This window comes from Mycobacterium lehmannii (genome assembly GCF_002245535.1).
In the GTDB taxonomy this organism is placed as follows: domain Bacteria; phylum Actinomycetota; class Actinomycetes; order Mycobacteriales; family Mycobacteriaceae; genus Mycobacterium; species Mycobacterium lehmannii.
Window position 1 is genome coordinate 49,362 of record NZ_NKCN01000007.1, and the last position, 24,552, is coordinate 73,913.

The 24,552-nt window shown below is 68.1% G+C and carries 25 protein-coding genes; 11 read left to right on the top strand and 14 right to left on the bottom strand.

Annotation, left to right across the window (positions count from 1 at the left end):
- Nucleotides 1-24: 24 nt before the first annotated feature.
- The gene (locus CEX87_RS10205; protein ID WP_064395036.1) at nucleotides 25-675 is read left to right on the top strand and encodes a class I SAM-dependent methyltransferase; all 651 of its coding nucleotides are present in this window, start codon (nucleotides 25-27) and stop codon (nucleotides 673-675) included.
- Here CEX87_RS10205 and CEX87_RS10210 read toward each other — a convergent pair.
- The 3 genes from CEX87_RS10210 to CEX87_RS10220 are packed head-to-tail and all read right to left on the bottom strand — an operon-like array spanning nucleotide 672 to nucleotide 3,698.
- Nucleotides 672-1,751 (bottom strand): hypothetical protein, encoded by a 1,080-nt coding sequence (locus tag CEX87_RS10210; protein WP_064395081.1) that lies wholly within the window; start codon nucleotides 1,749-1,751, stop codon nucleotides 672-674. The genes CEX87_RS10205 and CEX87_RS10210 overlap by 4 nt on opposite strands.
- Entirely contained in the window at nucleotides 1,738-2,469 is a 732-nt protein-coding gene (locus CEX87_RS10215) for a class I SAM-dependent methyltransferase (RefSeq protein ID WP_064418193.1), read from the bottom strand. The genes CEX87_RS10210 and CEX87_RS10215 overlap by 14 nt, the downstream gene beginning before the upstream one ends.
- On the bottom strand, nucleotides 2,463-3,698 hold the full coding sequence (locus CEX87_RS10220) for a glycosyltransferase family 4 protein (protein ID WP_064395035.1): 1,236 nt from the start codon (nucleotides 3,696-3,698) through the stop codon (nucleotides 2,463-2,465). Before CEX87_RS10220 ends, CEX87_RS10215 begins: the two co-directional genes overlap by 7 nt.
- Nucleotides 3,699-3,920: 222 nt before the next feature.
- On the opposite strand from CEX87_RS10220, the gene CEX87_RS10225 reads away from it, so the two are divergent.
- The 5 genes from CEX87_RS10225 (at nucleotide 3,921) to CEX87_RS10245 (ending at nucleotide 9,172) form a co-directional block, all read left to right on the top strand.
- Nucleotides 3,921-4,322: a DUF3224 domain-containing protein gene (locus CEX87_RS10225; protein WP_064395079.1), complete on the top strand. Its 402-nt coding sequence runs from the start codon at nucleotides 3,921-3,923 to the stop codon at nucleotides 4,320-4,322.
- 221 nt (nucleotides 4,323-4,543) lie between these two features.
- The gene (gene mycP, locus CEX87_RS10230) at nucleotides 4,544-5,902 is read left to right on the top strand and encodes a type VII secretion-associated serine protease mycosin (protein WP_068196580.1); all 1,359 of its coding nucleotides are present in this window, start codon (nucleotides 4,544-4,546) and stop codon (nucleotides 5,900-5,902) included.
- Nucleotides 5,899-7,296, top strand: coding sequence for a type VII secretion protein EccE (eccE, locus tag CEX87_RS10235; RefSeq protein ID WP_064418159.1), 1,398 nt, complete (start codon nucleotides 5,899-5,901; stop codon nucleotides 7,294-7,296). The genes mycP and eccE overlap by 4 nt, the downstream gene beginning before the upstream one ends.
- Nucleotides 7,297-7,322: 26 nt before the next feature.
- Complete coding sequence (locus CEX87_RS27205; RefSeq protein WP_068196577.1) at nucleotides 7,323-8,846, top strand: PPE domain-containing protein; 1,524 nt, start codon at nucleotides 7,323-7,325, stop codon at nucleotides 8,844-8,846.
- Nucleotides 8,843-9,172: a YbaB/EbfC family nucleoid-associated protein gene (locus tag CEX87_RS10245; RefSeq protein WP_094287038.1), complete on the top strand. Its 330-nt coding sequence runs from the start codon at nucleotides 8,843-8,845 to the stop codon at nucleotides 9,170-9,172. Before CEX87_RS27205 ends, CEX87_RS10245 begins: the two co-directional genes overlap by 4 nt.
- On the opposite strand, the gene CEX87_RS10250 is transcribed toward CEX87_RS10245, so the two are convergent.
- The 4 genes from CEX87_RS10250 to CEX87_RS10265 are packed head-to-tail and all read right to left on the bottom strand — an operon-like array spanning nucleotide 9,169 to nucleotide 12,274.
- Nucleotides 9,169-9,663: a TIGR04338 family metallohydrolase gene (locus tag CEX87_RS10250; RefSeq protein WP_064395031.1), complete on the bottom strand. Its 495-nt coding sequence runs from the start codon at nucleotides 9,661-9,663 to the stop codon at nucleotides 9,169-9,171. The two genes, CEX87_RS10245 and CEX87_RS10250, sit on opposite strands and share 4 nt — an antisense overlap.
- Nucleotides 9,660-10,436, bottom strand: a complete 777-nt coding sequence (locus CEX87_RS10255; protein WP_064395030.1) for a DUF2786 domain-containing protein — start codon at nucleotides 10,434-10,436, stop codon at nucleotides 9,660-9,662. Before CEX87_RS10255 ends, CEX87_RS10250 begins: the two co-directional genes overlap by 4 nt.
- 9 nt (nucleotides 10,437-10,445) lie before the next feature.
- A complete protein-coding gene (locus tag CEX87_RS10260; RefSeq protein WP_369816182.1) occupies nucleotides 10,446-11,408 on the bottom strand; it encodes an alpha/beta hydrolase family protein in 963 nt (320 codons plus the stop codon).
- Nucleotides 11,409-11,434: 26 nt separating this feature from the next.
- Nucleotides 11,435-12,274: an alpha/beta hydrolase gene (locus tag CEX87_RS10265; RefSeq protein ID WP_068196569.1), complete on the bottom strand. Its 840-nt coding sequence runs from the start codon at nucleotides 12,272-12,274 to the stop codon at nucleotides 11,435-11,437.
- Between the two features lie 16 nt (nucleotides 12,275-12,290).
- Here CEX87_RS10265 and CEX87_RS10270 point away from each other — a divergent pair, with 16 nt between their 5' ends.
- Nucleotides 12,291-13,313, top strand: coding sequence for a sigma-70 family RNA polymerase sigma factor (locus CEX87_RS10270; protein ID WP_068196566.1), 1,023 nt, complete (start codon nucleotides 12,291-12,293; stop codon nucleotides 13,311-13,313).
- A 1-nt stretch (nucleotide 13,314) separates the two neighbouring features.
- On the opposite strand, the gene CEX87_RS10275 is transcribed toward CEX87_RS10270, so the two are convergent.
- Complete coding sequence (locus CEX87_RS10275; protein ID WP_082962058.1) at nucleotides 13,315-14,235, bottom strand: DUF4436 family protein; 921 nt, start codon at nucleotides 14,233-14,235, stop codon at nucleotides 13,315-13,317.
- Nucleotides 14,236-14,387: 152 nt separating this feature from the next.
- Here CEX87_RS10275 and CEX87_RS10280 point away from each other — a divergent pair, with 152 nt between their 5' ends.
- Nucleotides 14,388-15,512, top strand: a complete 1,125-nt coding sequence (locus CEX87_RS10280) for an NDMA-dependent alcohol dehydrogenase (protein ID WP_068196559.1) — start codon at nucleotides 14,388-14,390, stop codon at nucleotides 15,510-15,512.
- Here the strand turns inward: CEX87_RS10280 and CEX87_RS10285 are convergent.
- Nucleotides 15,487-15,951 (bottom strand): MarR family winged helix-turn-helix transcriptional regulator, encoded by a 465-nt coding sequence (locus tag CEX87_RS10285; protein ID WP_068196554.1) that lies wholly within the window; start codon nucleotides 15,949-15,951, stop codon nucleotides 15,487-15,489. The genes CEX87_RS10280 and CEX87_RS10285 overlap by 26 nt on opposite strands.
- Before the next feature lie 67 nt (nucleotides 15,952-16,018).
- Between CEX87_RS10285 and CEX87_RS10290 the strand changes: the two genes are divergently transcribed.
- The gene (locus CEX87_RS10290) at nucleotides 16,019-16,780 is read left to right on the top strand and encodes a pirin family protein (RefSeq protein ID WP_068196551.1); all 762 of its coding nucleotides are present in this window, start codon (nucleotides 16,019-16,021) and stop codon (nucleotides 16,778-16,780) included.
- On the top strand, nucleotides 16,758-18,062 hold the full coding sequence (locus CEX87_RS10295) for a PQQ-dependent sugar dehydrogenase (protein ID WP_068196546.1): 1,305 nt from the start codon (nucleotides 16,758-16,760) through the stop codon (nucleotides 18,060-18,062). Before CEX87_RS10290 ends, CEX87_RS10295 begins: the two co-directional genes overlap by 23 nt.
- Here the strand turns inward: CEX87_RS10295 and CEX87_RS10300 are convergent.
- Nucleotides 18,059-18,352 (bottom strand): GlsB/YeaQ/YmgE family stress response membrane protein, encoded by a 294-nt coding sequence (locus tag CEX87_RS10300; RefSeq protein ID WP_064395021.1) that lies wholly within the window; start codon nucleotides 18,350-18,352, stop codon nucleotides 18,059-18,061. The two genes, CEX87_RS10295 and CEX87_RS10300, sit on opposite strands and share 4 nt — an antisense overlap.
- A 130-nt stretch (nucleotides 18,353-18,482) precedes the next feature.
- Between CEX87_RS10300 and CEX87_RS10305 the strand changes: the two genes are divergently transcribed.
- A complete protein-coding gene (locus CEX87_RS10305) occupies nucleotides 18,483-19,604 on the top strand; it encodes a phosphodiester glycosidase family protein (RefSeq protein ID WP_094287098.1) in 1,122 nt (373 codons plus the stop codon).
- 10 nt (nucleotides 19,605-19,614) lie between these two features.
- Here CEX87_RS10305 and CEX87_RS10310 read toward each other — a convergent pair whose 3' ends face one another.
- From CEX87_RS10310 to CEX87_RS10325, 4 genes are all read right to left on the bottom strand, one after another.
- Entirely contained in the window at nucleotides 19,615-22,104 is a 2,490-nt protein-coding gene (locus CEX87_RS10310; RefSeq protein WP_094287040.1) for a hypothetical protein, read from the bottom strand.
- A gap of 143 nt (nucleotides 22,105-22,247) precedes the next feature.
- Nucleotides 22,248-23,015, bottom strand: a complete 768-nt coding sequence (locus CEX87_RS10315; RefSeq protein ID WP_068196538.1) for a fructosamine kinase family protein — start codon at nucleotides 23,013-23,015, stop codon at nucleotides 22,248-22,250.
- A gap of 3 nt (nucleotides 23,016-23,018) precedes the next feature.
- A complete protein-coding gene (locus CEX87_RS10320; RefSeq protein WP_068196536.1) occupies nucleotides 23,019-23,849 on the bottom strand; it encodes an SDR family NAD(P)-dependent oxidoreductase in 831 nt (276 codons plus the stop codon).
- A gap of 9 nt (nucleotides 23,850-23,858) precedes the next feature.
- Nucleotides 23,859-24,539: a YoaK family protein gene (locus CEX87_RS10325; protein ID WP_068196534.1), complete on the bottom strand. Its 681-nt coding sequence runs from the start codon at nucleotides 24,537-24,539 to the stop codon at nucleotides 23,859-23,861.
- Nucleotides 24,540-24,552 lie beyond the last annotated feature (13 nt).

Below are 24,552 nucleotides of genomic sequence, written 5' to 3' on the forward strand. Positions count from 1 at the left end.
CCGCGCCGAGTAGGTTCGTTACCGATGCGCACCACAGACGAACTCTTCGCCCTTGCCGAGCAGGTCATCGGATTCATGCCAGCCGACGAGGGCCGGGCCCTGTTCGACGCGGCCGTGAAGTATCTCGGCGACGGCATCGGCGTCGAGATCGGCACGTACTGCGGCAAGTCCACCGTGCTACTCGGCGCCGCCGCACAGCAGACCGGCGGCGTGATCTACACCGTCGACCACCACCACGGCTCCGAAGAACACCAGCCGGGGTGGGAGTACCACGACGAGTCGATGGTCGATCCCGTCACCGGCCTGTTCGACACGTTGCCGACGGCTCGGCACACGCTCGACGCCGCGGGCCTCGACGACCACGTCGTCGCGATCGTCGGCCGGTCACCGGTGGTGGCGCGGGGATGGCGAACTCCGTTGCGCTTCCTGTTCATCGACGGCGGCCACACCGAGGAAGCCGCACAGCGCGATTTCGACGGCTGGGCCAGATGGGTGGAGGTGGGCGCGGCGCTCGTCATCCACGACGTGTTCCCCAACCCCGACGAGGGCGGGCAGGCGCCGTTCCACATCTACCAGCGGGCGTTGAACACCAACCATTTTCGCGAGGTCTCGGCAACCGGATCCATGCGGGTGCTCGAGCGCACGGACGGCGTCGCCGGCGAGCCGCTGGGCTAGCGGTCGCTGGTCGCGCACTCGCAGTCGTATTCGCCTTCGAGGCCGCGCGGAAGGTCTGCTCCCCGGAAGATCCCGCTGGCTGCCGACGTCGACGACAGCGCGTCGGCGGCCAGAATCATCGCCGCGCCGGTCCACGTCGTACGTTCCTCCGGCCAGCGCTTGCCGTCGGCGAACACCAGACCCGTCCAGTAGGAGCCGTCGTCCTCACGCAGATGGTGCATCGCGGCGAACTGCTCCCTGGCGCGCACCGCGTCACCCATCGCGTCCAAAGCCAGTACCAGCTCGCAGGTTTCGGCTCCGGTCACCCACGGCCGGTCGTCGACGCACCGGATACCCAGTCCGGGAACCACGAAGTCGTGCCACCGCTCGTCGATCCGCATCCGCGCCGCGGGACCGCGCACCGCGCCGGTGAGCACCGGGTAGTACCACTCCATCGACCAGCGGTCCTTCACCGTGAACGCCTCGGGATGGTGGGCGATCGCGTGGCCGAGCCTGCCGACCGCGACCTCCCATTCCGGCTGCGGGTCGTCGAAGTAGTCCGCGAGCGCCAGCGCGCACCGGATGCTGTGGTAGATGCTCGCGCACCCCGTCATCAGGGCCTCGGATTCGATGGTCGAAGGGCTTCTCGCCCACGCGATCTCACCGCCACTGAGCTGCATGCCGAGCACGAAGTCGATCGCCTTGGTGACCACCGGCCACATCGTCTCCGCGAAGCGGCGGTCACCGGTGACCAGCACGTGGTGCCAGACGCCGGTGGCGATGTAGGCGCAGAAGTTGCTGTCGCTGTTGGCGTCCTCGATGACACCGTTGCGCAACTGGATGGGCCACGATCCGTCGCGGCGCTGGTGCGTGCGCGACCACTCGAACGCCGCACGGGCCGGCTCCAGCAACCCGGCGACCGTCAGCGCCATCGCGTTCTCGATGTGATCCCACGGATCGGTGTGGCCACCGTCGAACCACGGCAGCGCACCCGAGGACTCCTGGGTAGCAGCAATCGATTTCGCGGTCTGACGGCACTGTTCGGGTGTCAGCACCCCGGGAACGCCCGGGACGCCGTCGAGTTTAGGTGTCAGCACCGGCACCCACCGGTTTCGTGAAGTACAACGCGACGCTCTTGCCGATCAGCGGGTTGAGCAGCGACTCCGCCGTCCGCGTCAGCCACGGGCGGCTCATCATGTCCCACACCAGCATCCGGTGGTACGCCTTCACCGCGACGTGATCCGAATTCTCGGTTCCCACCGCGCATTTGAGCCACCAGTACGGGGAGTGCAAGGCGTGCGCGTGTTGAGTGTGCTCGAGTTGAAGGCCATGGGCGAGCACTTTGTCGCGCAGCCGGTCGGCGTGATAGATCCGCACGTGCCCGCCCTCGTTGGCGTGGTACTCGTCGGACAACACCCAGCACAGCTTCTCGGGGAGCCACCGCGGTACCGTGACGGCGAGCATTCCGCCGGGCTTGAGCACCCGGACCAGCTCGGCGATCGCCTTCTCGTCCTCGGGCACGTGCTCGAGGATCTCCGAGGCGATCACACAGTCGAAAGTGCAGTCGGCATAAGGCAGATCGAGCGCGTCGCCCTTGACCGCCTCGGCCTTGGCCGTCGGCGGCGCCTCACCCTGCTCGCGCATGGCGGTCAGGATCTCGTCGACGTCGTTGAGGTCGGCGGCGCTCTGGTCGAACGCGACGACGTCCGCTCCGCGCCGGAAGGCCTCGAAGCTGTGCCGGCCTGCGCCGCAGCCCACGTCGATCACCTTCGTGCCCTCGCCGACGCCGAGCCGGTCGAAGTCCACCGTCAGCATGCGCCGACCCGTTCGCGCGCCTTCTCGTAGACCGCAACCGTCTGCGCCGCAACCGATTGCCAGCTGAACACCTCTACCGCGCGCTTGCGGCCGTTCGCCCCGAGGCGGGCCAGCTCACGCGGTGAGTCGAGCAGTTCGCCGAGCACCGCGGTCAATTCGTCGACGTCGGCGGGCTTGACCAGCCGGGCGCAATCGCCGTCGGCGCCCACCACCTCGGGCAGCGCACCGGCGCGGCTGGCCACGATGGGCGTGCCGCTGGCCATCGCCTCCACCGCTGGCAACGAGAACCCCTCGTAAAGCGATGGGATGCAAGCGACTTCGGCCGAGGCCAGTAGGTCGGCCAGCTCGCTGTCGGACAACCCGCTGGAGCTGTGCACGATGTCGGAGATGCCGAGCTCGGCAATCAGCTTCTCGGTGGGACCGTTCGGTTCGAGCTTGGCGACCAGCTGCAGTTCGAGATCGCGTTCGACGCGCAGCCGGGCCACCGCGTGCAGCAGGTGCCTGACGCCTTTGAGGGGAACATCGGCGCTGGCGATCGCGATGATGCGGTTGCGCACCCGTCGCTCGGCGGGCTTGAACATCGCGGTGTCCACGCCCAGCGGCACGACGTGCAGCTGGCTGGGTGCGACGCCGAAGTCCTCGGCGATGTCAGCGGCCGACGTCGACGACACGGTCAGCAGTTCGGGTATCTCGCAGGCCACCTGCTTCTGCATCTCGGCGAAGCCGTACCACCGTCGCACCAGCGGTTTACGCCACCACTTGGCGGCCGCGACGTCGACCACCTTGTCGCGGGTGATCGGGTGATGCACGGTGGCGACCACCGGAAGGCCGAGGCCGGCGATCTTGCGCAGCCCGGTGCCCAGGCACTGGTTGTCGTGCACGACGTCGAACTCGTTGCGACGTTCGGCGAGCACCCGCGCGGCGCGCAGGCTGAACGTGCGGGGTTCGGGGAAGCCCGCCGTCCACGTGGTCAGCAGCTCGAGCAGGTCGATCGACGTCTTGATCTCGTTGGGCCACGGGATCCGGAAGGGATCGGGTTCCCGGTAGAGGTCCAGGCTGGGCACCTCGGTCAGCCGAACGCGGGGATCGAGTTCCTCCGGATAGGGCTGGCCCGAGAACACCTCGACCTCGTGGCCCAGGTCCGCGAGGCCGCGGGACAGGTAGCGGACGTAGACGCCCTGCCCACCACAGTGGGTCTTGCTCCGGTAGGACAGAAGTGCGATGCGCATGGTCAACTCAAGACGATGCGCAGAAGCGGCTGAATCCAGGGCCGGTGAGCTGGACAAATCGTGTCACGCAACAACTCCGAACCTTCTGGACATGTGTCCAGACTATAGTTTGACGTGCTAGCGGACGCAACGCGGCCGTGATGCCTTGACTATCACAGTGACCGGCGGTGCTGCCCGTCGGCCTCTCGGTTCCGCGGTCCGGTGACCGGGTATCCGCCGGTCATGAGCAGACATATCGAGGCGACCTTCCAGATCGCCAGCTGGGATGAGACGCCGTTCGAGAACGGCGACGAGGCCACCAAGCTCACCGAGGCCCTGGTCTCGAAACGCTACGAAGGTGACATCCAGGGTACGTCGACGACCAAGTGGCTGTTGGCCTACGGACCGGACAAGAGTGCGCTGTTCGTCGGCATCGAGCACGTCACCGGCACCATCGCGGGCGCGACCGGCGGCTTGGTGTTGCTGCACGACGGCGCCTACCGGGACGGCGTGGCCAGTGGAGAGGTGCGGATCGCATCGGGCACCGGCGGGCTGGCCGAAGCGGCGGGCAACGGAAAGTTCCGCGCCGACCCTGCGGGGGCGCTGACCCTGGACGTCGACGGTCTGGACATCGCGGTCACCTAGCCCGCAGGCGCTGCGGTAACCGACGCGGCAGCCCCTGGTGACGGGCGTGCGCCACCAGATAGTGGAATGACTCCCCCGAGCGGCCCCTTAAGATTGGCTGCGTGCAATCGGCCCATCGGCGTGACGTGAGCGTTTGCCCTGCGCAACGGGCAGATTTCAGTTTGCTGCCGGTGTCGTGGCACACCGCCGACCAGTCCGGCCGCCGGGGAGGTGCGTAGCGCGTGCGGTGCCTCTTCGAACGCGTCGGCGTGCTGACGGCGGTGCTGTTGCTGGCCTTGATCGCCGCCCCTCCGGCGACGGCGATCGAGCCGCCGACGATCGATCCCGCGGCCGTGCCCCCGGATGAGACCGGGCCGGATCAGCCGATGGAGCAGCGCCGGGTCTGCTCTGCGCCGACGGTGTTTCCGAACGCGAACTTCGCCGACCGGCCCTGGGCGAACGACTACCTGCGGTTGTCCGAGGCGCAGAAGTTCGCGACGGGCGCGGGCGTGACCGTCGCGGTGATCGACACCGGCGTCGTCGGCTCACCGCGGGTGCCCGCCGAACCGGGCGGAGACTTCGTCGACCAGGCCGGGAACGGCATGTCGGACTGCGATGCGCACGGCACGTTGACAGCGTCGATCATCGCGGGTCGGCCCGCGCCGAACGACGGCTTCGTCGGCGTCGCGCCCGACGCCCGCATCCTGTCGCTGCGCCAGACCTCCGAGGCGTTCCAGACGGTGGGGACGCGCCAGGACCCCAACGACCCGAACGCCACCCAGACCGCAGGATCGCTGCGCAGCCTCGCGCGCGCGGTGGTGCACGCGGCCAATCTCGGCGCGCAGGTCATCAACATCAGCGAGGCGGCCTGCTACAAGGTCACCCGCCCGATCAACGAGACCAGCCTTGGCGCCGCGATCAACTACGCGGTCAACGTCAAGGGCGCCGTCATCGTCGTCGCCGCGGGCAACACCGGCCAGGATTGCGCGCAGAACCCGCCAGCCGATCCCGCGGTTCCGACCGATCCGCGCGGTTGGAAGCAGGTGCAGACGATCGTCAGCCCGGCCTGGTATTCACCGCTGGTGCTGACGGTCGGCGGGATCGCCCCGAACGGCCAGCCGAGCACGTTCTCGATGTCGGGTCCGTGGCTCGGCGCCGCGGCACCTGCCGAGAACCTCGTCGCGCTCGGCTACGACGGCAATCCGGTCAACGCGCTGCAGGGCCAGGACGGCCCGATCCCCATCAGCGGGACGTCGTTCGCCGCGGCCTACGTCTCCGGGCTGGCGGCGCTGCTCAAACAGCGCTTCCCCGCGCTCACGCCCGCCCAGATCATGAACCGGATCACCGCGACGGCGCGGCACCCGGGCGGCGGCGTCGACAACTATGTGGGCGCCGGGGCGGTCGACCCCGTCGCCGCGTTGACGTGGGACGTGCCTCCCGGCCCGGAGCAGGTGCAGTACCGGGTCAAGGAGCTTCCGGCGCCGGTGTTCACCCCGCCGCCGGATCGGGGGCCGATCACCGCGGTGGTCGTCACCGGAGCCGGGCTTGCGGCCGCGCTCGGACTCGGCGCGCTGGCCCGCCGCGCACTGAGGCGCCGATGAACAGGCTCTTCGGCATGTTCGGCCTGCGCTTCACGACGGGCCACGCGATCTGGGCGGCGGCGCTGATCCCCGCGACCGTCCTGGTGTTCGCCGAGCTGAATTTGTTGTGGCTCGGAATCACGCTCGCCGTGCTGATCGCGCTGGGCTCGGTGGTGACCATCCGCGGGCTGCGGATCACCGGTTGGGTGGCGGCGGTGTTCGCGTGGCGGCGCAGGCACCGCGACGTTCCGCAGCGTCCGTCGGAACCCGCGGTGGGCGCGACTGTGATGCCGGGCGATCACGTCGCCGTGCGATGGCAGGACGAGTACTTGACCGCGGCGATCGAACTGGTGCCGCGTCCGTTCACCCCGACGGTGATCGTCAACGGCGCGGCGTTCACCGACGACGTCGTCGACACCCGGCTCGTCGAACAACTCGTGGCCGCGCACTGCCCGGACGTCGAGGCCGACGTGGTGTCGTCGGGGTATCGCGTCGGCAAAACCGCTCCCGCCACGCTGATTTCGCTGTACGAACAGGTCGTCGGTCCGTATCCGGCTCCGGCGAACCGGCGCACCTGGATCGTGCTGCGCGCCGACCCCGAGTTCACGCGCAAGTCGTCGCAGCGCCGCGAGTCCGGGGTTGCCGGGCTTGCGCGGTACCTGGTGTCCTCGGCCACCCGGATCGCGGATCAGTTGGCCGGCAACGGAATCGACGCTCGCCCTGCGCGCAGTTTCGACGATCTCGACCGGGCCACCGAGATCAGTTTCGAGCGTGAGACGTGGTCGGCGATCAAGGGCCGCAGCACGTTCACCGCGGCCTACACCGCGCCGGGCGGACCTGACGTGTGGTGGTCGGCGCGCGCCGACCATACGATCACCCGGGTCCGCATTCGGCCCGGTGAGGCCCCACGCTCGACGGTGCTGCTGACCACGTTGGCCAATCCCGCCACACCACGCGGCTTTTCGTGTCTGTTCGGCGGGCAGCGGGCGGCTCTGCACGGCATCAGCCCGGTCGGCGACCGCCACTACGAGCTGCCGATCGGGTCGGCGGGGGTGCTGGTCGGTGAGACCGCCGACCGCTACCCCGCCTACATACCGTTCGACGACGTTGACGTGAGCATCAACCTCGGCGACTCCCGGCTGTTCACCCAGTTCATCGTGCGGTCGGCGGCGGCAGGTGCCGTGGTCACCCTGACGCCGCAGTTCAACGAGTTCGCCGGATACGTCAACGCCAGGATCGGGGACGAGGCCAAGGTGGCGTGGCCGCATGCGACGACGTACTTGAGCCCGCACCCCGGCCTCGGCCGGGTGATGTTGCGCAACAACTACATCGAGACGCCCCGTCATCGCCAATTGCCGATAAGGCTGATCAATCCGCGCGAGGAAAGCCGCTACCAGATGGTCCTCGAGGGCTGAGCCGACATGCGGGCGCAGGGGTAGCGATGGGCGAGATCCAGCGGGTCGAACCGGCGGAGCTCACCAAGCAGTCCGCAGAGATGCACGGGACGCAGTGGCACAACCCCGTAACCGAAGCGGTGGTGCCGCCGGATGCGCTGCCGTCCTCGGCCGCCGCGGTCGCCAACCTGAACGCGAACGCGCAGTCGCTGATGGAGTTTCAGCGGTGGGCCGAGACGGAGAACCAGCGCATCGCCGAGATGCTGCAGATCGCCGCCGACGCCTACACCGAGGTCGATGAAACCTGCGGGCGAGCCATCGAGAACCCCAACCGACGGGCAGCGGTCGAGGCGATCGCGGTGCCCGCCCCGGCGACGCCGCCGCCCGCGCTTCCCCATCCGGTCGGCACTCCGCAGCCACTCGATGCGGGCGGCTACAGCGACGTGCACGAGACGCAGGCTGACCTGGTCGCCGGGGACAACGGTGCATCGCTGAAAATGGCCATGCTGCAATGGGGTCTGGCCAGTACCCGGGTCAGGGACGCCGCGCCGCGGCCGCCCAGCGGCGACTGGGAGGGCCGGGCCGCCGACGCCGCGTACGCCAGGATGGCCGAATTCAGCGGCTGGCTGGAACAACTCGCCGAGGGCTGGCACGACCTCGCGGAAGCGGCGGCGAAAATCATTGCGGCACATGACGCCGCGAAGGCCGAGCATGCGGGCATCCACACCGAGTACGTGGAGTTGGAGACCCGGCTGCGTGAGCTCGCGGCGCAGACGACGGTGGGCAACTCCGTCGCGACCTCCAACGAGATGGCCACGATCCAGAAGCGGCTGCAGGAGCTGCAGCAGCGGTCCGACGACGTGCGCCAGGACTATGCGAGCGGCGCGACCTTCTCACCCGTGCGGCCCGCGATGCCGTCCAGCTCCGACGCCGACAGCGCCGCAATCGTCGGTGGCCCCGGTGCGCAAACCGGCGGCGGTCGCGCGGCTATGGCGTCGTACGGCCCGCAGCGGTCCGGGACCGCGGACCGGGCCGAGGGTGCGGCGCGCCCGGGTGGCGCTTCTGCCGGAGGTCGCGCGCCAGCCGGCGGTGGTGCGCCGTCGGGTGGCGGTGCGCCCTCGGGCGGTGGTACGCCGTCGGGCGGCGGTGCGCCGGCTGGGGCTGCGGCATCGGGCCCGAAGTCGACCGATCCGCGAGTGCGCCCCGCTGCTGTCGGCGGTGCCGGAGGGGGCGGCGGAAGAGGCGGTGGCTCCGGCGGCGGTGGCATGCCTGCGACGCCGATGTCGGCCCCGGTAACCGCGGAGACGGTCGCGCCCGCCCCGACCATGCCTGCCGCGGCGGGCGGCGCGCCGGGATCATCGACGGACGGCCGCGCGGGTACGCCCATTGCCGGCGGTATGGCCCCGATGGCGCACGGTGCCGGCGCCCAACAGGGCAAGGAAAAGCGGCGCGATCCCCGAGTCACGCCCGACGAGGACCTCTACACCGAGGAACGGCCGTGGACCGAGGCGGTCGTCGGCAATCGCAGGCGCAGGGCGGTCACCGACGGCGAGAGCCGAGACGACGCGTGAGCGACGATATGCACCCCGACGTCGCCGCCGTGTTGCGGCAGGCGCAGCAGTTGCAGTCGCTCATGGACGACCAGCTGGACCGGATGAACTCTCAAACCTTCACCGGCACTGACGAATTCGACACTGTACGAGTGACGTTGGACGGTCACCACCAGCTGACGGGCGTGGTCATCGAGGACGGTCTGCTCGGTCTGGGTGTCGAGGAGGTCCAGAAGCGGCTCAACGAGGCGCTGGACTCCGCGACGGCCGCGGCCACCGCGTCGCTGGAGGCCGACCGGGACCGGATCGACGCCGCCGTCGCCGACATCACCGACGGGAACGGCTAACGTACACCCTCTTTCGCATACACCACGCGTAACACGTGGGCCACCTCCGGCCCCATCACCGTGTCGGCGAGTTCACAGAAGGTGGCCACGAACTGCGGCCCGTGCGGCGGCGCCGCCTCGCACAGGTGGTGTGCGATCTCGTGCAGCACCACCAATTCGCGCAGCGCCCAACGGGTCCGGACTTCGGGCACCGCGATGACGGCGCCATCGTCATCGAGTTCGTAGTGAGCGGCGCTGGCTCCGCGCCTGGGCCGCACGCCGAGCGGGGCCACCCGTGGCCAGCGTCGCCGCACGGCGGGCATCGCCAGTACCTCGTCGACATAACGCTGCACCGACTCCACCGACGCGAACCGTGCCTCGGGCGGCAGGGTCAACGAGGTCCCGAAGAAGTCGATGGCCCGGTTGCCGTGCTCGGCGGCCCGGTCGAACAACGTCCGGACGAACTCCTCCGCGGCGTACACCTTCGCCCTCTGGGTGTCGCGCGGCGTCACGTCTCCCCGGAGGCGCGGCGCCCATTCCCGGGCAGCGCCGAACGCGCATTGGCGATTTCCGGGCTGGGCCCGAGCCTGGCCTTGCGGCCCGCGCGGTCACCGGCACGGCGGGCGGCCGAGGAGTAGCCGGCCGTCGCGCTGGTCGCCCGCCACGTCCCGCGCGCCTCGGAGGTTTCGCGATAGAAGTCGCGCAACTCGAGGTCCTTGTCCCGCAACGCGATCGCGGTGCCCGGCCGGCTGTCGCGGCTGTTCGTGGCCTCCCGGCGTGCTTCCTCCCGCGCCTCGACCAGTCGCTGGCCGATGCGGGCGCCGAACGCCAACTGGAAGTTGATTCGCGCGGTGATGGTCGGCGTGGGACGGTGGGCGCCCGACTCGATGTAGGCCTGCGAGGCCCTGACCATCTGCATGACCAGGCCCGCGTACAGCGCATGGCTGGCGTCGATGTCCTCGGGAAATCCGTAGGCGTAGACGAATGTCGAGTTCGACGCGACATCGCATTTCACGTCGTTGGCGTGCGCGATCACGGTGAACAACTGCACATACGTCCGCAGCCCTCGGGTGCCCGCGTTGCCGATCGTGATCGTGCGCTGCACCGGCATCTGCGCCTTCGTGCGCTGATCGGAGTGCGACCGCGCCACCGCCAGGTCGATGGAGGTGGCCGTCGCCAACCGCTGCGCCGCGGCCATGAACGCCTCCGCCTCGTGCGCGTTGTCGGTGCCCTCGGCCTGCCGCAGCAGTGCGGCGATGCGGGCCAGCATCTTGTCGTCACTCATGGCGCCAGATTAGGGCTGCTCGGCGACAAAGCGGTCCACCGCTTCGACAACCTGTGAAGAAAGCGGATCTTGGGAGGCGTAGTTGGCGACGTTGTCGCTCGGGTCGTCACGCAGCACGTGGTTGACCCCTTTGAGCTCCACGACCGTCAGCGCGGTGTGCCCAAGCGCGTCCGCGAGGGGTCGGATCGAGTCGCACGACGCCTGCGCGTCGGAGTCCGAACAGGTCAACAGCACCGGTGTGCCCGCAGGCACCTTGGCTGCCAGCGTCAGCGGGTCGATCTTGTCGGCTTCGACGACCGCGTTGACGTTGCCCGGGTTCAGCATCGCGCCCAGGCCCTCGGGCAGGTTCGCAGGCGCCGTCCCCGTGGTCCGGACCTGCTCGACGGCCGCCAGCCACGCGGACAGGGTCTCTGCAGCGCCGCCGGCGCGCACCCGGTTGGTGATCATGTCGAGGTAGCGGCCGGGCAGCGGTTGAAAGAGGCCGAGCGCGTGGATCTTTGGAGCACCGGCGTCGGTGTCGCCGGCCAGCGTCATCGCGTGGATGGTGCCTTCGCCCACCGCATAGACCGAGATGCGGGAGTCGTCGGTCCGCGACTGATCGGCCAGGTAGCGCACCGCGGCCTTCGCGCCCGTGGTGTAGACCGAACTGACCACCTCGGTGGGCCGCTGCGCGTACGGGCCGAGGCCGGTCTGGCCGGTGCCGACCTTGTCGTAACGCAGGCTGGCCACGTCGCGGTCCGACAACAGTTCGGCGAGTTGGCGCATGTTCCCGACCGGCCCGGCGACCTGGTTGTCGCCGTTTCGGTCCGTGGCGCCGCTCTCGGAGATCAGCAGCGCGGCGGGCCCCACCGTGTCGCCGGTCTCGTGCCGGTATGTGCCGTGGATGGTCAGGTCGTCGGCGGTGAAGGTGACGTCCTCGTCGACCCACTGCACGTCGCCCGAGGCCGAACATCCCGACAGTACGACGATCAGTGAAAGCGCCCCCGCGACAACTGCTTTCAAAGCTTGGCCTCGATCCACGAGGTGACGTCGTCGAGCACCAGGTCACGCTCGGGCTCGTTGAACACCTCGTGGTAGAGCTCGGGATAGACCTTCAGGTGCGCATCGGTCGATGCGACACACGCCAGCAGGTGGCGGCTGCCCGCGACAGGAATGAGCTTGTCCTGTTCGCCGTGCACCACCAGCAGCGGCGCGGTGAGCGCGGACGCCCGCTGCGGCATCGTCTCGCCGACCTTGATCAGCGCCTTGGCCACCCCGGCGGGGAGCTTCCCGTGGTGCACCATCGGGTCGGCCATGTACGCGGCCACGACATCGGGGTCCCGCGACACCGCTTCGGTGGGCAGTTGCTCGACGGGGAGGCCCGGCAGGATGCTGCCGACGACCTTGGCGACCGTGATCATGGCCGGTGACACCGCGTCGTGGGCGTAGACGGCGGGCCCCGACAGCACCATCGCGGTGTAGTCGTCGGGGTGCTCGACGCCGTAGGTGAAGACGACGCCGCCGCCCATGCTGTGGCCGAGGACGATGCGCGGCAGCCGGGGGTGCTCGTCGGCGACGATCGTCACCAGGGTTCCGAAGTCGCCGGTGTACTCGCCGATGTTGCGGAGGTAAACCCGTTTGCCATCGGAGCGCCCGTGGCCGCGCAGGTCGAGCGCGTAGGTGAGCAGGCCGGCCTGGCCGAACCGCTGCGCGACGTGGTCATACCGGCGGGCATGCTCGGCGTATCCGTGGCACAGCACGACCGCGCCGCGCGGATCCCCCTCGGGAGTCCACACGTCGTAGACGATGCGCACACCGCCGATACCGTCGAAGCTGCGTTCGCTGCGGGTCGTGGTCACGCAGCGAGACTATCCGTTGTCGGACCCACTGATTAAGCTCGGCGGCGTGACGGTCCTGGCCCACGATGTCGACGACAGCAGCGCCGAGGATGCCTTCCTGGCCGATGCCCAACGGTATCGCCGTGAACTACTCGCGCACTGCTACCGAATGACCGGTTCGCTGCACGATGCCGAGGATCTGGTGCAGGAGACCTATCTGCGGGCGTGGAAGTCGTTCAAAGGCTTCGAGGGCAAATCGTCGGTGCGCACGTGGCTGTACCGGATCGCCACCAACACCTGCCTGACGGCGCTGGAGAGCAGGCAGCGCAGGCCGCTGCCGACGGGCCTCGGGGCCCCGAGTTCCGATCCGCTCGACGACATCGTCGCCCGCGAGGAGGTGCCGTGGCTCGAGCCGCTGCCCGATCAGGCGGTTGACCCGGCCGACCCGTCGGTCATCGTGGGCTCTCGCGAATCCGTGCGGCTGGCATTCGTCGCGGCTCTTCAGCACCTCTCACCGCGGCAGCGCGCTGTTCTGGTGATGCGCGACGTGCTGCAGTGGAAGGCGTCCGAGGTCGCCGCGGCGGTCGGCGCGTCGACGGCAGCGGTGAACAGCCTGCTACAGCGGGCGCGTGCGCAGCTGGACGCCGTCGGCCCGAGGGAGGACGACGAGCTGCGCGCGCCGGAGTCGCCGGAGGCCCAAGACCTGCTGACGCGCTATATCGCAGCGTTCGAGAGCTACGACGTCGACAAGCTCGTCGAGTTGTTCACCGCGGATGCCGTGTGGGAGATGCCGCCGTTCGACGGCTGGTACCAGGGCCCGGAGAACATCGTGGCTCTGTCGAAAACGCACTGCCCTGCCGAAGGGCCCGGGGATATGCGGTTCATCCGGACCACGGCCAACGGTCAGCCGGCCGCGGCGTTGTACCTGCTCAACCGGGAGACCGGGGTTCACGAAGCCTTCCAGCTCCATGTGCTCGAAGTGACGGCCGGCGGCATCGCGCATGTCGTGGCGTTCCACGCCACGACCTTCGCCCCCTTCGGGTTCGCCGACACCGCGTGACCTAGGGCTTGCGGCCCAGCGCGTACTCGTCGATGCTCAGGCCCGCCTTTTCCGCTTCGGCACGCTCATAGGCGATGTCGTGCCGGTAGCCGAGCACGACGCTGGTGATCAACGCGATCGAGATTACCCCCTCGGCGATGAAGAACGCCGCGAAGTCGATGAGCGAGCCGATCGGCGGGCCGCCGGGCACGGCGTTGCGCAGAGGGATCAGCGCGAACAGGATCGCCGCCATCATCGAGCAGGCCGGCAGGACAAGACCTCTGCGCCACCGCAGCGCGTAGTAGGACGCCGTGACGGCGGCCGCGGCCAACCCAAGCATGAGCAGCATCACGAACACGGCGAACACCAGCGTCGGGGCGCTGCGGTGCAGGAAAAGATCCGCGTCGACGCTGTCGCCTTCGACGTCCGGGTCGGGGCCCAGCGCGACCCGGAAGAACGAGTCGTTGTTGAACACGGTGAGCGTCGTGGGCAGCGCGGTGCCGTCGTCGGCCGCGATGTTGAGCCCCAGGAAGGCGCTGTAGCGATCGAAGGGGTAGTCGGTCGGGATCCCGACCATCCCGAACTTCTGCTCGATGACGGGCACGGTCTCTCCGCTCGGCAGGTTCACCGAGGGGTTGGTGAAGGAATTGCTCAGCAGCTTGGTGTCCAGGTTCAGATGGCCGTCTTCATCGGCGTACTTCCCGTTGGCCTCGACGTCGGTGATCGTCGCCGCCACCGTCGTCGTCTCGGTGTCCACCCGGTTCACCCACACGGTGAGGTCGATCCGGTCGGGCTTGTCGAAGTCGCCGAGCTGCAGACCGTCCTCGGCCCAGTGCCTGCTGGACGCGTACAGCGCGAGGTTGCCCGCCATCAGCAGCACCAGCGCCACAGCGAAGACCGCAAATGCCCGCACAGCGCGCCATCGCGGCGAAGGTGTGCTCATCGCGGGCAGCGTATTACGAAGGTGCGCCCCAAAGCGGCTCGACGCGCAGCCAGCCGGCCGACAGCGGTGCCTGCGATGGGCCGAAGCCCTCATCTGCGCAGTTCACAGCGGAGTTGACACCTGTTCTGCAACGTGTTCTATAGTCAGCGGCCATGAAGACCAAGGGCGCGCTGCTGTGGGAGCTCAACTCACCGTTTTCCATCGACGAGATCGAGATCGGTGACCCCGTCGCCGACGAGGTACAGATCCGCCTGCACGCCGCCGGCATGTGCCATTCGGACTACCACCTGACCACCGGCGCCACCCCGATCGGGCTGCCTGCGCTCGGCGGGCACGAGGGCGCCGGCGTCATCACCAAGGTCGGCAAGAACGTCACCGGCCTCGAGGAGGGTGACCACGTCATCCTCGCATTCATCCCGGCGTGCGGACAATGCGCGCCCTGCCTCAAGGGCCACCGCTCGCTGTGCGACCGCGGCGCGGTACTGCTCGGCGGCAAGGCGATCGCCGACGGCACCTCCCGGGTGCATGTGGGTAGCATCGAGGTCTCGCCGATGAACCTGCTCGGCACGTTCGCGCCCCACATGACGGTGCACAAGGACTCCGTCGTCAAGATCGACAAGGACATTCCGTTCGAGTCGGCCGCCCTGCTGGGCTGCGCGGTCCCGACGGGCTTCGGGTCGGCCACCAACGTGGCCGAGGTGAACCCGGGTGAGACCGTCGTGATCGTCGGCGTCGGCGGCATCGGCATGAGCGCACTGCAGGGCGCCGTCATCGCCGGGGCCCGCCACGTCGTCGCGATCGACCCCAACGAGTGGAAGCGCGAACAGGCGATCAAGTTCGGCGCCACCCACGTCTACCCGTCGATGGCCGAGGCGATCGCACCGGTCATCGACCTCACCCATGGCGTGATGGCCGACAAGACGATCATCGCCGTCGGGGACATGAAGGGCGAGTACATCGAAGAGGCACTGACGCTGACCACCAAGACGGGCACCTGCGTCGTGACGGGCATGGGCTCGATGATGGACGTCGACGTCAAGCTCAACCTGTTCCTGTTCACGATGTTGCAGAAGACGTTGAAGGGCAACATCTTCGGCGGCGGCAGCTCGCACATCGAGACCCCGAAGCTGGTCGGCCTGTACAAGTCGGGCTTGCTGAACATCGACGACATGGTCACCAGGACCTACCGCCTCGAGGACATCAACTCCGGCTATGCGGACATGCTCGACGGTAAGAACATCCGCGGCGTCGTCACCTACGACGAGGCGGACTGGTAGCCAGCCGGTCCAGCACCGCGTTCAAAACGTCCTCGAACGCCTGAAGCTGTTGTGGTGTCAACCCCTCGAACACCGTGCTGCGCACGAGTTCTGCGTGCCCCGGAGCAGCCCTCTGCAGCGCTCCGAGCCCACCGTCGGTGATCGATACGCTGGCGCCCCGCCGGTCGTCGTCGCTGCCGTGCCGCTCGAGCAGTGCGCGCCCGCGCATCCTCCGCAGCTGGTGTGACAACCTGCTCTGCTCCCACCCGAGCGCCTCGGCCAGGTCGTTGATGCGCTGCGGACCGCGCTCGGTTAGCGCGACGAGGACCTCGTAGTCCGCCAGCGACAGCTCGCAGTCACGTTGCAGTTGCCGGTGCATGGCCGTCTGCAGACGGCTCGTGACCGTCAGGTACTTCCGCCAGACCTCTTGTTCGCGCCTCGTCAGCCACACGGAATAGATGACACATCATCTATGTTGTCGCGTCCAGTAGCCCCCTTTAGGCTGGGCGCCGAGCGAGAGGTAAGCCATGACCGCCCCCACCGTCGACATCCGCCGGGCAGACAACCGCGCGAAGACCGCGATCTCCTGGCTGGACTCCAAACACTCGTTCTCCTTCGGCAGCCACTACGAGCCGGACAACACCCATCACGGCCTGCTGCTGGTCAACAACGACGACCGGGTAGCACCGGGTACCGGATTTGATACCCATCCGCACCGCGACATGGAGATCGTCACCTGGGTGTTGTGCGGATCGCTGGTGCACCAGGATTCCACCGGCCACTCCGGCGTGATCTATCCCGGTCTGGCACAACGGATGTCGGCCGGTCGCGGCATCCTGCACTCCGAGAAGAACGACTCATGGACCTTGACGGGCACCGAATCCCACAGTGAGCCTGTGCATTTCGTCCAGATGTGGGTGATCCCCGACGAGTCGGGAATCGAGCCCGGCTATCAGCAACTCGAGATCGATGACGAACTGCTGCGCGGCGGTCTGATCACGATCGCCAGCGGTATGCCTGAACACCGGGACCACACCGCAATCTTCATCCACAACAAGTACGCCGCCCTACACGGAGCGCGGATGCGGGCCGGCGACAGCGTCGAGTTGCCGCACGCCCCGTATCTCCACCTGTTCGTGCCTTGCGGCGAGGTCACGCTCGAGGGCGCGGGCCCCTTGGGTGAGGGCGACGCCGTTCGTTTCACGGGTACGGGTGGCCAGCGCGTCACCGCCACGACGTCGGCCGAAATTCTGGTCTGGGAGATGCATGCGAGTTTGGCTGCGGCATAACGCGATCGCCTGCATGGCAGGTGTGCTGCTGGCGACGGGCTGTTCGTCGGATTCCGGGCGAGCGCCGGCGCCGGACCCGCCCCCGAGTGAACCCTCGGCCACCGCGGAAGCGACCTCGGAGCTGTCCGAGGTGACCGTCGCCGTCGACCCTTCCCTGGCGCAGGCGCCGTTCGATGAGCCGCGTCAGGCGCTCGTTCCCGCCGGTTGGTCGATGGCGGTGTGGGCGCGCGTCCCGAAGGCGAGGCTGGCCGCGTGGGCACCTGACGGCGCGCTTCTGGTGTCGCAGCCCAGCACGGGCGAGGTGTTGCGGCTGCAGCCCACCGATGCGCAACCCCGCCAGTCGACCCTGCTCTCAGGACTCGACCAACCGCACGGGCTCGCGTTCGCAGGTGACACGCTCTACGTCGCCGAAAGCGACCAGGTCGACGCCTACACCTACGCCGAAGGCGCGGCCACCGATCGGCGCACCCTGGCGGGGGATCTACCGGACGCGGGAAGTCCGGACCTGCGCGGCGCGTATGCCCACGCCCTCAAATCAGTCGCGATCGGCCCCGACGGCAGCGTTTACTTCTCGATTGGCTCGACGGGCAACATCACTGCCGCCGATCGCGACGCCGATCCGCCGCGCGCCACGATCATGCGGGTCCCGCCGGGCGGTGGCCCCGCCGAGCCGTTCGCGACCGGGGTCCGCAATGGGACCGGCCTGGCGATCGCGCCGGACGGAGCGGTGTGGACCGCCGTCAACAACCGCGACAACATCGCCGACCCGCAGACCGGCGAGGTCCGCCAGGATTACGTAAGCCTGCATCCGCCGGAATCGGTGGCGCGACTGACGCCAGGGCGCGAACTGGGCTGGCCCTTCTGCAATCCCGACGGTGGCCCGGCGCGGCTGCCGTTGATCCGCGACGTACAGACGAACGCCGACGGCAGCCGCCTCGACTGTGCGGCCCTGCCGCCGATCGAACAGAGCCTCGGCGCGCATGCCGCCCCGCTCGGAATGAGCTTCACCGACGGCGTGCTACCGGCCCCGTACTCCAGCGGCACCCTCGTCGGCGTGCACGGGTCGTGGAACCGGGAGCCGCCGTATGCCCCCGAGGTGGCGTTCTTCGGCTGGCGCAACGGCGAACTCGCCGACAAGCAGACGCTGGTCGGCGGGTTCCAGTCCGAAGACGGCTCGCGGTGGGGCCGACCGGTCGCCGCGGTGGTCGGGCCCGACGGCGCCGTCTACATCACCGACGACTACGCCGACGCGGTCTACCGGTTGGCCCCGCCGGGGCGTTAGCGGACCGCCGTGCCGCGCGTGGTCCCCGACCGCCGGCCGGTAATTCCGACGTAGATCGCGATCAGCACGATCGCCACGATGATGCCGACAAGGAACGGGATGACCTCCCAGCCGCCGTTCGCGTTTGTGTAGCCGAGCGAGTAGGTCAGCCAGGACCCGAGGAATGAGCCGAGGGCACCCAGAACGATCGTCATGATCACACCGATGTTCTGCTTGCCCGGCATGATGAGCCGCGCGAGCGCACCCACGATCAGACCGACGATGAGCGCGCTGAGGATGGTTCCGATCATTTCTGCTCCCTGTTCGTTGTCTGCCGCAGGCCGATTACCCGTTAACCCCGGTTTCAACGCGCAGGCACGATGAGACCGGATCGTGATGCCGCTGTGACGCAAGTTGACGGTGTTCACGGTGAGATTGATGATGTCACCGTTCCATCGTCGTATTTGGGAGCCTCACGTGTCGGCGCGAACAGCAAACATCAGACGCTTCGCGACAGCGGCCGCGGCGCTGTTGCTGTGCGCGGTGCTGTCTGCGGTCTTGTCCATGGCCCCCGCCGCCAATGCCGCCGGCGCACGCGAGAAACTCGCCACCGCGATCGCCAACACCCGAGGGTCCTATCTCGTTTACAACTTCGGCGGTGGCCATCCCGCCCCGATGCTCAACGCGGGCGGCGGCTGGTACGAGACCACCAGCGGCGGGCGCCTGATGATCATCAAGGCGGCCTCCACCCGGCTTGCGCCGCGTCTGCTGGTCGACTCGCACCGGGGTTATCAAGCGCGTTGCGAACGCGATCCCCGCGCCCGCACCGGGGAGGGGCTGTTGCAGGCGTCGGAGATCTTCACTCCGTTGCAGGCCTGGCAGGCGCTCGGACAGCCGACGATCGCGATCAACGCCAACTTCTTCGACGTGCGCGGCCAACGAGGCGGCTCGTGGAAGTCCACCGGATGCAGTTCACCGCTGGGCGCCTACGTCGACAACACCCGCGGCCAGGGTAAGGCGAACGTGGCGGTGACCGGCACCGTCGCCTATGCGGGTAAACAGGGGCTGTCCGGCGGCAACGAGCACTGGAAAGCGCTGTCCACCATGATCCTTCCGGTGGGCGGTGCGCCGTATGTGGTGCCGCCCGCCAGCCCTGACGACTACGACGCGGCTTCGCCGGTGGTACAGCGGCTGGTGGACGACGGCGTGCGGTTCGTCGCGGTCGCCGGTATCGGCCTGCTCGCGCCGGGCGACACCGGTCAGCTCAACGACGGCGGACCGAGCGCGGCGCGCACCGCGCTCGCATACTCCAAGGACAAGGACGAGATGTACGTCTTCCAGGGCGGGAGCTACACCCCCGACCAGATCCAGGATCTGTTCCGCGGGTTGGGCAGTGACACGGCGATCCTGCTCGACGGTGGCGGTTCGTCGTCGATCGTGCTGCGTCGAGACACCGGCGGCATGTGGACCGGCGCGGGCGTGCCCCGCGGATCCTGTGACACCCGGCAGGTGCTGTGCGATTCACGCGAACGCGGACTACCGAGCTGGCTCGCGTTCAACTAAACCGTCCACATCAAGCCGCGGCGCTGCTGGACCCCTCACCGGATGTGCCGGAGGTGGTGCCGGACGTGCTGCTGCCGGCGTCTCCGGTGGTCGCGCTCGGAGAGTCGTTGTCCGGCTTGGCATGTCGCGGTGACGATCCCGGTACCGCCTTGACCGGCTCACCGTTGTCGGGCTTGGCGTGCTTCGGCCCGGACTTGGCGCCGGTGTTCGGACTGAACTTGTTGCCCGGCTTGTAGCCCTTCTTCGTGTCATCGTCCTTGTCGCCGGTCGTGGTCTCCCCGGCCTTCGTTTCTCCGGTCTTGGTTTCTCCGGCCTTCGTTTCTCCGGCCTTCGTTTCTCCGACCTTGGTGTCATCGGCGGTGGTCTTATCGGCAGGGGTCTCGGAGGTCTTGGAGTCCTGGATCTTGGTGCCCGTCTCGCTCACCGTGGTTTCGCCGTCGCCCTCGGCGGCCTTCACGTCCTTGGTCGCGGTCTCTTCAATGCCGACCGCTTCCTCTACGGGCTTCTGAACGACCGCCTCGGCTTTGAGCTTGTCTGCGACCTTGTCTTCGGCCTCGTTTGCGACGACGTCGTCGACTGCCTCCTCGCCCGCCGGTTCGTCGGTCACGAGGGTGAGCATCCGCGCGCCGGAATCGGGCAGGTCGGTCGGCGAGGGTAGTTCGCCCTCCTCCTGCGCGGTGTCCGGGAGAAGTTCCTCGGTGGCCTCCTCCAGCGCCTCATCGACGATGTCGGTCAGCACACTGGTTGGCGTTGTACCCCAGAGGGATCCGCCCGTGAGGAACCTGAGCAGACTGGTCAGGACGTTCGGCGTGCCTACGGTCGGGTTGCCGCTGAAGAACTCCTTGAAGATGCCCTGAACCAACTGGTTGAAGATGACGCCCGGCACCTGGGCCCAGTCAACGTTGGGGAACGACATGAACGGCGTCGGGTCGCCGGCCTCGTCCAGTGACCGCTCGTAACCGCCCGTCTGCGGGTTGTAATAGACGTCGGTGTAGCCGAGGTTCACCAGGCTGGTCAACGCCGGCGCAAGCGCGTTGGCCACCATGCTGAACGGGTTGTAGCGCGCGACCCCTCCGAGCGTGACGAGGTTGAGCACGTCGGCGGCAAGATATAGCGGTTCGAGCAGCGGCAGGGTTGCCGAGCGCAGCGTGAGATAGAGGTTGACCGCGAGCGGATCGCCGTTCCGGATGCGCTCCGCGAGATCGTCGAGCTCCAGCAGCTGCTGGGGGTCGAGCGTGACGCCGCGAAGCATGTAGGTCGGAAGCAGGCCCGCAAAGAGGTTGTTGGCCAACGAGAAAGGGTTCGGCCACGCGGCGAAGTCGCTCAGCATGTCGTACTGAACCGTCGCGTCGAGCTTGATCGGGATCAGGTTCGCACCGCCGACGGAGAGGCCGGTGCCGGGCAGCGGGGTGCCCCCGCTGTAGGAGGCTTCGGTCTCTGGGGTCACCGTCTTGATGCCCGCCAGGCCGAACAGAGGATAGAAGCGGGCGAACATTCCGCCGTTGGCGCGCCCGGGATTGCGCAGCAGGATCATCGGGAGGATGGTGATGCTACCCAGGAGCGGATGCTCGGCGGCGTTGTCCCCGCCCGGTTGATTCACCAGGTCGGCGACGATTCGCTCGTATGCCGCCCCGGCGGAGAAGGCGCCGAGCCCCATGCTCAGGACCACCGGCACCCGGACCTCGACGGCGTCGATGTCGGGGATGGGGATGTCGAGCAGGTCCAACACCGGATTCAGGATCTCCAGCTCGCGCAGCACTGACTCGAGGCTGACTTCCACGTCGAGGTACGGGGTCTTGTTGACCTCCTCGGCGATGGCGCGCGGCAGGCCAGGCACCCAACCGAGGTCGACTCCCAACAGCTTGAGCACGGTGAACACCGGGCCCGCGGTGATCACGTTGACCGGTCCGGGCAGGTTGGAGAGGTTGAACGGATCGCTGAGGTCGAGGCCGAGCAGACCGAACAGGCCGCCGATGGTTTCCGGCAGCGAGCCTGCCAGCAGGTTGCTGAGCTGCTGTTCCACGTCGGGGGTGAGTATCCCAAGGGGATCGATGAGTGCGCCCACGACTCCCGGTACGTCGATCGGTATCGCGCCGACAACGTCAGCGAGCAAACCTGGCGGTATCTCACCCAGCACCCCGCCGAGCAGGTTGTTCAGCACCGACTCCGGGTCGGCGCCGGCCGCCTGTGCCAGCACGGCGAGGTTGAAGTTCTCGACTACCAGCCGGATGAGCACCTCTGCGGCGACCTGGCCGAGGTCGTAGACCGCCGGACCGAGGCCGAACGTGAGGTCGGGGATCTCATCGGGTCCGGGCCACTGATTCACCGCCGCGGCCAGGTTGACGTGGGTATCTACGAGAGTCTTCGCGTCGTCGCTCGGCTCGGGCAGGGGTGCGACGCCGACCGTGAGCGCCGTCGCCGTCGCAGTGGCCGCGCCGATCGCCGCGATCTTCTTGGAGGTGCGGCTGCGTTTGCCATGCCTGCCGTGTCTGCCAGCCACTGATCCGGTCCTTTCGAACGAAACAGCAATTTACGTGACCGTAACAGGCAGGCTCTCACGAGACTACAATTTGAGCAAATTTGTTGCCTTGGACAGTAAGCTAACTTATCGAAATTGATAGCCCAGCCAGCGCATTTACTGAATCACCCGGCAAGGGCGCTGCGTGCCGCCGCCGACGTTTGCCGTGCGTAACCGCCTCCGAATAGGACGACGTGGGCTAACAGCGGATAAAGCTGATGCAATCCGACTCGGCCGCGCCATCCCGCCCGCAACTCCCGCACGGATTGGTAGCCGCCGATCACCTCGTCGAAGTGGGGACAGCCGAACAGCGCGAGCATCGCCAGATCGGTCTCACGGTGACCGCCGTGGGCGGCGGGGTCGATCAGCACCACGCCGTCCGGTGTCCACATCACGTTGCCGCTCCACAGGTCGCCGTGCAGGCGGGCCGGTGGATCGTCGTCGTCGAAGGCGCCGTCTTCGCACTTGGCCATCACCGTGTCGATGACCGCGCGGCACTCCGCGTCCAGTCGATCGCCCGCGGCGCGGGCCATCGGCGCCAACCTCTCGCGTGCATAGAAGGCGCCCCATCGCTCATGTCCCGTCAACGACATGGGTAGCGGTGCATGCATCGGCCCGAAGAACCCTGGTCCCTCCCATCCGTCCGGCGCCGCGCCGAACTCCGCGGCGCCTGCGTCGTGCGTGCGCGCGAGTCGGCATCCGAACTCCCGCGCCGCGGATTGGGTCGGGGCTACGGTCTGCAGCTCTTCCAGGGTGAGGCTGGTGTCGTCGTAATCGAGCACGGTCGCACACGGGACACCGTCGTGGGCGGCTGAAAGCCATTGCAGCCCAGCGGCTTCACACGCGAAGAAGCCTGCGGGCGCGGAGGCGTTGCGCTTGACGAACTCCCTCATCGGTCAGGGCTGGCCGGACACCCGGCGCAACACTGCGTCGCGCACCCGGGTCGGCAACCTCGGAACCACGGCAACCTGCAGCTTGGGCCCCAGCCCCACCACATAACGAGGTCGCGGGCGGCGCGCGGTGAGCGCCTCCTCGACCACGGCGGAGACCTTCTCGGTAGGAACGGCCATCCGTTGGGCAACCGGCACCATCTTCTTCATCCCCGCGATGTGTTTGGCGTACAGCGCGCGGTGCTCCGGGGAAAGGGCGGCCTCGGCTTCGAGCACCATGGTGTCGGCGGTACGCCACATGTCGGTGTCGGTCTGCGCCGGTTCGACGACGACGACGGGTATCCGCCACGGCTGCAACTCCATCCGCAGGGCGTCGGCCGCGGCCTCGAGCGCGAACTTGCTCGCGGCATACGCTCCGAGCAACGGCATCGACAGCCTGCCGTTGACGCTGGAGATGAACACGATCCGGCCGCGCGATTCCCGCATCCGCGGCAGTACCGCCCGGGTGACCGCGAGCTGGCCGATCACGTTGATCTCCAACTGCTTTCGCCATTCATCGGACGTCACCGTCTCCATGGGCCCGCTGACGACCACCCCGGCGTTGTTGACCACAGCGTCCAGTCGCGCAGGCAAGACGTCGGCCAAGGCGGCGATCTGGCCGGCGTCGGTGACATCGAGGAGCACCGCCGAGATCCGGTGCGGATCCAGCGCGGTGACCGCCTCGGCATCGCGCTCGGTGCGGACACCGGCGATCACCTGCCATCCGCGGGCAGCCAGGTGCTCGGCGAGGGCCCTGCCGATTCCCCGTGACGCGCCGGTGACAAGTACCGAAGGCATGCGGCAAGACTAGCGGCCGCGCCGGTCCCCGACCCAGAACAAGATCCCGCTGAGCGCCACCAGTGCCGCGGCGAGCCCGATGATCGGCGCGACGGTGAAGCGGGTCATCGTCGCCCCCACGACCGCCCCACCGCACATCGTCAGAACCACGCTGTAGCGCAACTTCTCCCGTTCACCGGTGCCACCGGCCAACCGGCTGTCGAAGCCGATCCGCACGATGGTCGTCGTCAAGACCGTCGTCGACAACTCCTGGATGCCGAACTGCTGGGCGCTGGAATTCTGAACGCCGAACGCCACGGCGAGACCGGCGATGAGAAGCAGTTTCGTGTTGTCCTGATAGTCGAGCACTCCGGTCCCGGCGAGCACCGAAAGGGTCGCGAGCAGGACGACCTCGAAGGTCATCGTGATCGACAGCCAGCGGCGGACATCGGTGCCCAGGTGGCGGGTGAACCGGCCACTGGCCACCGCGCCAGCGACGAAGCCGACGAACGCGACCAGCGCGGCGGTCACGTCCACCCCCGAGTGCGGCACCAGCCAGAAACCCAGGAAGATCACGTTGCCGGTCATGTTCGCCACGAACACGTGGCCGAGTTTGAGCACGCTGACCGCATCCACCAGGCCGGTCGCGAAGGTCAACAGCAGCAGACAGGTGATCGTCAATCGTTGAGAGACAGGGGATTCGACAACCACGCGTCAACGTCCC

Coding starts and splice junctions, on each gene's coding strand:
- CEX87_RS10295 (WP_068196546.1), top strand. CDS start 16,758: ATGCGAGTTTGGCTGCGGCATAACGCGATCGCCTGCATGGCAGGTGTG.
- CEX87_RS10215 (WP_064418193.1), bottom strand. CDS start 2,469: ATGCTGACGGTGGACTTCGACCGGCTCGGCGTCGGCGAGGGCACGAAG.
- eccE (WP_064418159.1), top strand. CDS start 5,899: ATGAACAGGCTCTTCGGCATGTTCGGCCTGCGCTTCACGACGGGCCAC.
- CEX87_RS10305 (WP_094287098.1), top strand. CDS start 18,483: ATGTCACCGTTCCATCGTCGTATTTGGGAGCCTCACGTGTCGGCGCGA.
- CEX87_RS10205 (WP_064395036.1), top strand. CDS start 25: ATGCGCACCACAGACGAACTCTTCGCCCTTGCCGAGCAGGTCATCGGA.
- CEX87_RS10255 (WP_064395030.1), bottom strand. CDS start 10,436: ATGAGTGACGACAAGATGCTGGCCCGCATCGCCGCACTGCTGCGGCAG.
- CEX87_RS10290 (WP_068196551.1), top strand. CDS start 16,019: ATGACCGCCCCCACCGTCGACATCCGCCGGGCAGACAACCGCGCGAAG.
- CEX87_RS10320 (WP_068196536.1), bottom strand. CDS start 23,849: ATGCCTTCGGTACTTGTCACCGGCGCGTCACGGGGAATCGGCAGGGCC.
- CEX87_RS10280 (WP_068196559.1), top strand. CDS start 14,388: ATGAAGACCAAGGGCGCGCTGCTGTGGGAGCTCAACTCACCGTTTTCC.
- CEX87_RS10220 (WP_064395035.1), bottom strand. CDS start 3,698: ATGCGCATCGCACTTCTGTCCTACCGGAGCAAGACCCACTGTGGTGGG.
- CEX87_RS10315 (WP_068196538.1), bottom strand. CDS start 23,015: ATGAGGGAGTTCGTCAAGCGCAACGCCTCCGCGCCCGCAGGCTTCTTC.
- CEX87_RS10300 (WP_064395021.1), bottom strand. CDS start 18,352: ATGATCGGAACCATCCTCAGCGCGCTCATCGTCGGTCTGATCGTGGGT.
- CEX87_RS10225 (WP_064395079.1), top strand. CDS start 3,921: ATGAGCAGACATATCGAGGCGACCTTCCAGATCGCCAGCTGGGATGAG.
- CEX87_RS10275 (WP_082962058.1), bottom strand. CDS start 14,235: ATGAGCACACCTTCGCCGCGATGGCGCGCTGTGCGGGCATTTGCGGTC.
- CEX87_RS27205 (WP_068196577.1), top strand. CDS start 7,323: ATGGGCGAGATCCAGCGGGTCGAACCGGCGGAGCTCACCAAGCAGTCC.